The organism is Rhodopseudomonas sp. B29 (genome assembly GCF_000333455.1).
Taxonomy (GTDB): domain Bacteria; phylum Pseudomonadota; class Alphaproteobacteria; order Rhizobiales; family Xanthobacteraceae; genus Rhodopseudomonas.
Genome location: NZ_BADD01000781.1, coordinates 1 through 5,995 on the forward strand (window position 1 = coordinate 1; position 5,995 = coordinate 5,995).

Genomic DNA, 5,995 nt, shown 5'->3' on the forward strand with positions numbered 1-5,995 from the left:
GCCCGTCCGACTACGGCGAGCCCTATCCGATCACGCGCGCGCTGATCGAAGACGGCCGCAAACATCTCTTGCTCGGCAGCGCTATCGAGCTCGGCTGCCCTGTCCGCATCCTGCAAGGCCGCCAGGACCCCGACGTCCCCTGGCGCCACGCGTTCGACTTAACCGAACGCCTCCCCGCCGACGACGTCGTGCTGACGTTGATCCAGGACGGCGACCACCGCCTGAGCCGCCCGCAGGACATCGAGCGGATGCTGAAGGCCGTGGCGGAGGTGGCGTAGTTCGGGAAGCGCTAGCTTGCGCCCTCCATGTGACTCGCGGAGCCGCCCCACACCCCCACCGTCATCGCCCGCGAAAGCGGGCGACCCAGTATCCCGGTGAGATTCTGATGTAGCACCGCTCGTCAACAACTAACGCACTGGGATACTAGGCACCCCGCATTCGCGGGGTGTGACGTGGGTGTGGGTGGGGGTGCAGCGAGCTACACGACCGCCGGTTGGTTTCCGCGTCCGCGTTCGAACTAACTGTCCGCGACGGCTGAGCGCCACTCGTCGCGCACCCCGTCGTCCGCTTCGCCTGCGACACGTCCAGCCCTCAGCTCCGCGAACCGCTCCGCCGCCAGCAGCTGCCCCAGCGCCCACACCGCCGCGCCGCGCACCAGTGGGTTCGCATCATTAAGTAATCGCTCGGCCTCTGCAGCGAACGAACCATCCCCCGAGTTGCCGATCGCTATCAGCACGTTACGAATAAAGCGATCTCGCCCGATGCGCTTGACCGGAGACTTGGTGAAAAGCGCTCGGAATGCCGCATCGTCGAGCCGCGCCAGCTCGGCCAACCCCGGCGCGCGCAGATGCTCTCGCGCCGCCAGCTTGGCCTCGCGCCCTGCCTGCGCGAACTTGTTCCACGGGCAGGCGGCGAGGCAGTCGTCGCAGCCGTAGATGCGGTTGCCCAGCGCAGAACGTAGTTCGCGCGGGATCGGGCCTTTGTGCTCGATGGTCAGATACGAAATGCAGCGCCGCGCATCGAGCTGATACGGCGCCGGAAACGCGTTGGTCGGACAGGACTCGAGACAGGCGCGACACGAACCGCAAGTGTCGGGCTCGGGCTCATCGCGCGGCAGCTCCAGCGTGGTGAAGATCGCGCCGAGAAACAGCCAGGAGCCGAAGCCGCGCGACACCAGATTGGTGTGCTTGCCCTGCCAGCCGATGCCGCTCGCCTGCGCCAGCGGCTTCTCCATCACCGCCGCGGTGTCGACGAAGACTTTGACCTCGCCGCCCGCCGCCCCGATCAGCCAGCGCGCGAGCTGCTTCAGTCGCGCCTTGATCAGATCGTGGTAATCGTCGCCTTGCGCATACACCGAGATCGCGCCGCGCGAGCGCTCACTCAGGATCCGCCGCGGATCGACATCGGGACCGTAGTTCATCCCCAGCATGATGATCGAGCGTACCTCGCCCCACATCACGCGCGGATCGGCGCGGCGCTCCGGCCGGTCTTCCAGCCAGGTCATGTCGCCGTGGCGATTTGCTGCGAGGAATTCGCGCAGACGGTCGAAGTTATGTGGCACGGAGTCGGGGCTGCAGATGCCGATCGCATCGAAGCCGGAGGCCTGCGCCTGCTCGGACAAACGCGCCCTGAGCTCGCCGTCAGCTTCCGCCGCGCTCAGAAATCCAGATCCACGTAGGTTCGCGACGCCGGCACCCCGGCCAGCCATTCGCTCAGCAGCGGACGGAACGACGGCCGCGACTTGATGCGGGCGTACCACGCCTTTGCGGCCTCGTCCTCGATCCATGGCACGTCGCCCAGATAATCGATCGCCGACAGATGCGCGGCAGCCGCCAGGTCCGCATAGGTCAGCCGGTCGCCGGCCAGATAGTTCCGCGTCCGCGCCAGCCAGCCGATATAGGCCAGATGATAGCGCACATTGGCGGTGGCGGCGCGAATCACGTCCATCGCCGGCGGACCGCCGCCATCCTCTTCGCTCATGAAGCGCTTGTAGATCCGCTCGGTCACCAGCGGCCCCGACGCTTCCTCGAAGAATTTCTCGTTGAACCACGCCAGCAGCCGTCGCACCTCGATGCGCTCGGCGGTGCCGGACGGCATCAGCCGACGATCACCCAGCGTCGGTCCGTGGCTCTCGTCGAGGAACTCGGCGATGACGCCAGCGCCCGGAACCGCGGGCCAGCCCTCGGCCATCAGCACCGGCGTGGTGCCGGCCGGATTGAGCGCCAGAAAAGCCGTGCGCCGCTCCCAAGGTCTCTCCTCGACCAGCCGCAGGTCGAGCCCGTGTTCGGCGAGCGCCAGCCGGACGAATCGCGACTGCGGGCAGAACGGGTGGTGGAAGACCGTGTACATGGCGACCTTGATAGTTTCGCAAGCCTTAACAAACGGTACCAAAACGGCTTGCCGCATGGATGCGCGGAGGCGCCAAACTAGCCGAGCCTGACAGCGAGGCAAGGCAGCAATTTGCTCAAATTCAGCATTGCAGGGCTGGACCGAATGCGCGACAACGGCGCGCTTTCGACCCCCCCTTCCCCTGCAGCGGACCTTCCCATGCTTGCCGATGTCATCCGAGCCGTCATCCTCGGCGTGGTCGAGGGCGTCACCGAATTTCTGCCGGTGTCTTCGACCGGCCATCTGCTGCTGGTCGAACGCTTCTTCACACTCGGTGAAGGCAATTTTTGGAAGAGCTTCGCGGTCCTGATCCAGCTCGGCGCCATCCTGGCGATTCTGGCGCTGTATTTCGTCAAGCTGTGGAACATCGCGCTCGGCATGTTCAGCGATCCGGCTGCGCGCCGCTTCGTCATCGGCGTGCTGCTGGCGTTCCTGCCCGCCGCCGTACTCGGCGCGGCGTTCGGCGGCTACATCAAGGCGTATCTGTTCAATCCGTGGGTGGTGTGCTTCTCGCTGATCGTCGGCGGCGCCATCCTGCTGTGGGTCGATCAGCTCGACCTCGAACCGCACGACCACGACGCCACCGCGTTCTCGCTGCCGATGTATTTCGCCATCGGCTGCGCGCAGTGCCTGGCGATGATACCCGGCGTATCGCGCTCCGGCGCCAGCATCGTCGCCGCGATGCTGCTCGGCGCCGACAAGCGCGCCGCCGCCGAGTTTTCGTTCTTCCTCGCGATCCCGACGATGGTCGGCGCATTCGCCTACGACATGTACAAGAGCCGCGGCGAGATGACGACCGATCACCTCACCATCGTGGCGATCGGCTTCGTGGTGTCGTTCATCACCGCCATCATCGTGGTCAAAACCTTCCTGACCTACGTCACCCGCCACGGCTTTACGCTGTTCGCCTGGTGGCGCGTGATCGTCGGCACCCTCGGCCTGATCGGCCTCGCCCTCGGCATGTGAGCGAAAAGCGCCTTTACGCTTCGCTTCTACGGGGCAGCCCCTCAACAACGTTTGCCGTCACCCTCCGCGAAAGCGGAGGGCCCAGTATTCCAGAGCGCTGCTGTTTCGAACGAGCGAGCGCACTGGAATACTGGGTCGCCCGATCAAGTCGGGCGATGATCGCGTTGGTTGGGGAGACGCTCGGCTCTCACAGCCGAGCCACAGCCGTCAGGCGTTGCGGCGCGCGAACTGGCCGGTCTTGCGGAAGCGCCACAGATAGGACGGCACGATCGCCTGCAGCGATTCCGGCGTGATGCCGAGGCCCTGCAGCGTCAGGCCGGCGCGCTCCGCCTCGGCGGAGACGACGTTGTCCGAACGCAGCAAACGCACCTGATCGGGCGTCAGCTTGAAATCGCCCGGCGCGAACTGCAGCAGCATCGCCTGCGCGCTGGCGAGGCCGAACGGCAGCGGCAGCAGCAGGCGTTCGCGGTCGATGGTCTTGAGGATGATCCCGATGATCTCGCGCATCGTCAGCGCTTCCGGACCACCGAGTTCGTAAGTCGCGCCCGGCTTGGCATTGCCGTCCACCGCCTCGGCCACCGCGGTCGCGACGTCGCCGACATAGACCGGCTGCAGCTTGGTATCGGCGCCGACCAGCGGCATGATCGGCGACAGCCGCGCCAGCGCGGCGAAGCGGTTGGTGAACTGGTCCTCGGGGCCGAACACCACCGAGGGCCGGAAGATCGTGGCGTGCGGCACGGCCTCGAGCACCGCCTGCTCGCCGGCCGCCTTGGCACGGGCGTAGCGCGCCGGCGACTGCGCATCGGCGCCGATCGCCGACACATGCACCATCCGCGCTCCCGCCGCCGCAGCGGCCCGCGCCACGGCGCCTGCGCCCTCGGCCTGCACGGCCGCGAAGCTCTGCGCGCCCGATTCGGCCAGGATGCCGACGAGGTTGATGGCGACATGCGAGTCGCGCATCGCCGCCTCGAGCGATGCCGGGTAGCGCAGATTGGCCTGAACCGCATGAATCTGGCCGACCCGGCCGAGCGGCTGCAGGTGGCCGGCCAATTCGGGCCGCCGAACTGCGACGCGGATGCGATAGTCCCGCCGCGCCAGCGCGCTGACGACGTGCCGGCCGATAAATCCGGAGCCGCCGAAGACGGTGACGAGCGTATCCATGTTCGAATTCATGCGGAGCGATCCTGCTGGCGAGCGGTTGAGCCGACCGCGAACGCCTTTCGGCGCTTCGCTTTCGGCATTTTGCCGTTACGCCATTGGCCTTTCGCTGTACAGCCGGATTTGACCTTGTCGAACCAATTTGACTTTTCCGTAACGCCTCCCTATCAACCGCCTCAAGGCCCAGGTGGCGGAATTGGTAGACGCGCTGGTTTCAGGTACCAGTGGGTAACACCGTGGAGGTTCGAGTCCTCTCCTGGGCACCATACGCACTCGATCTCCGAGTTGCGAGACACCCCTAAAATCAATATCTTGAAGAGACGCTGCTGGCGCGCTCCGAGTCGCGCCCGCCTCAGTGGTCGAACACACAGTCGCGCCAGTCGGGCGCCTTGCATTCGCTCGGCCAGCTGCCGCCGATTGCCATGAACAGGCCGGCGGCGTCCGACAGCCGGGTCGCTTCGGCCTGGACGCGCGCCACCGCGGCGTTGAAATAGGTCTGCTGCGCGTTCAGCACCGCGACCTGATTGACCTGCCCGAGCTTGAGCTGCTGGCGGACGATGTCGAGGCTGGCGCGGGCCGCCGCCTCGGCCTTGATGGCCGAACTCACCAGCCTGGCGTCGAGGGAGAGGCTCTGCAATGCGTCGGCGACGTTCTGCAGCGCCGAGATCACCGCCTGGCGATATTGGGCGTCGGCCTGCTCCAGCGCCGCCTCGGCGGCGTGCTGCTTGTTGAGCAGCGTCATGCCGTCGAAAATCGGCTGGGTGGCGTTGCCGGCGAGCACGTAGAAGCCCGTGCCCGGCGCGAACAGCTGGGCGAACTTGTAGGCGCTGGCGCCGGCGCTGCTGCCGCCGATCGCGATGTTCGGCAGCCGAGCCGCCACCGCGACGCCGACCTGGGCGCTGGCCGAATGCAGATTGGCTTCGGCGGCGCGCACATCCGGACGATGCCGGACCAGCGTGGACGGCAGCAGCACCGGGATATTGCGCGGCAGCGTCAGTTGCGCGAGCTCGAAGCGCTGCGGAATGCCTGCCGCCGACGGCTCGCCGGCCAGCGCGGTCAACAGATCACGCTGGACCGCGAGCTGTTTCTCCAGCGGCGGCAGCGTCTGTTCGACCTGGGCCAACGACGCCTGCTGGCTGAGCACGTCGACCTGCGCGGCCTGCCCGGCTTCGAACTGCGACTTCAGGATCTGCAGAATGTCGCGTTCGATCGCGATGATCCGCTGTGTCGCGGCGATCTGGCCGCGCAGCGACGCTTCGCCGATCGCCGCGGTGACGATGTTGGCGGTGAGCGACAGATGCGCCGCCTCGAGCTGGAAGTGCTGTTGTTCGGTGATGGCGTCGAGGCCCTCCACGGCCCGTGCGTTGGCGCCCCAGATGTCCAGCGTGTAAGCGATGGTGAGCTGGGCGGTGTGCANCGAATAGCGTTGCTGCGGGACGTCCGAGGTCTCGAAATTCGAATTGAGCTGCGTCGATGGCCCGTA

At 66.6% G+C, this 5,995-nt stretch carries 5 protein-coding genes, 1 tRNA gene and 1 pseudogene; 3 read left to right on the plus strand and 4 right to left on the minus strand.

Going from position 1 to position 5,995, the window contains the following annotated elements; genetic code table 11:
• Positions 1-278: pseudogene (locus tag I5M_RS28075) on the plus strand (alpha/beta hydrolase); the annotation flags it as partial.
• A 239-nt stretch (positions 279-517) separates the two neighbouring features.
• On the opposite strand, the gene queG reads toward I5M_RS28075, so the two are convergent.
• Complete coding sequence (gene queG / locus I5M_RS28080) at positions 518-1,708, minus strand: tRNA epoxyqueuosine(34) reductase QueG (RefSeq protein WP_031337881.1); 1,191 nt, start codon at positions 1,706-1,708, stop codon at positions 518-520.
• Positions 1,657-2,349: a glutathione S-transferase family protein gene (locus I5M_RS28085; protein ID WP_022724438.1), complete on the minus strand. Its 693-nt coding sequence runs from the start codon at positions 2,347-2,349 to the stop codon at positions 1,657-1,659. The genes queG and I5M_RS28085 overlap by 52 nt, the downstream gene beginning before the upstream one ends.
• Positions 2,350-2,547: 198 nt before the next feature.
• Here I5M_RS28085 and I5M_RS28090 point away from each other — a divergent pair, with 198 nt between their 5' ends.
• Positions 2,548-3,354, plus strand: coding sequence for an undecaprenyl-diphosphate phosphatase (locus tag I5M_RS28090; protein ID WP_022724439.1), 807 nt, complete (start codon positions 2,548-2,550; stop codon positions 3,352-3,354).
• A gap of 207 nt (positions 3,355-3,561) precedes the next feature.
• On the opposite strand, the gene I5M_RS28095 is transcribed toward I5M_RS28090, so the two are convergent.
• Complete coding sequence (locus I5M_RS28095; protein ID WP_022724440.1) at positions 3,562-4,527, minus strand: complex I NDUFA9 subunit family protein; 966 nt, start codon at positions 4,525-4,527, stop codon at positions 3,562-3,564.
• Between the two features lie 166 nt (positions 4,528-4,693).
• On the opposite strand from I5M_RS28095, the gene I5M_RS28100 reads away from it, so the two are divergent.
• Positions 4,694-4,778, plus strand: a tRNA-Leu gene (locus tag I5M_RS28100).
• A gap of 86 nt (positions 4,779-4,864) precedes the next feature.
• Here I5M_RS28100 and I5M_RS28105 read toward each other — a convergent pair.
• Positions 4,865-5,995, minus strand: a 1,131-nt coding sequence (locus I5M_RS28105; protein WP_022724441.1) for an efflux transporter outer membrane subunit, incomplete at its 5' end; no start/stop codon positions are given.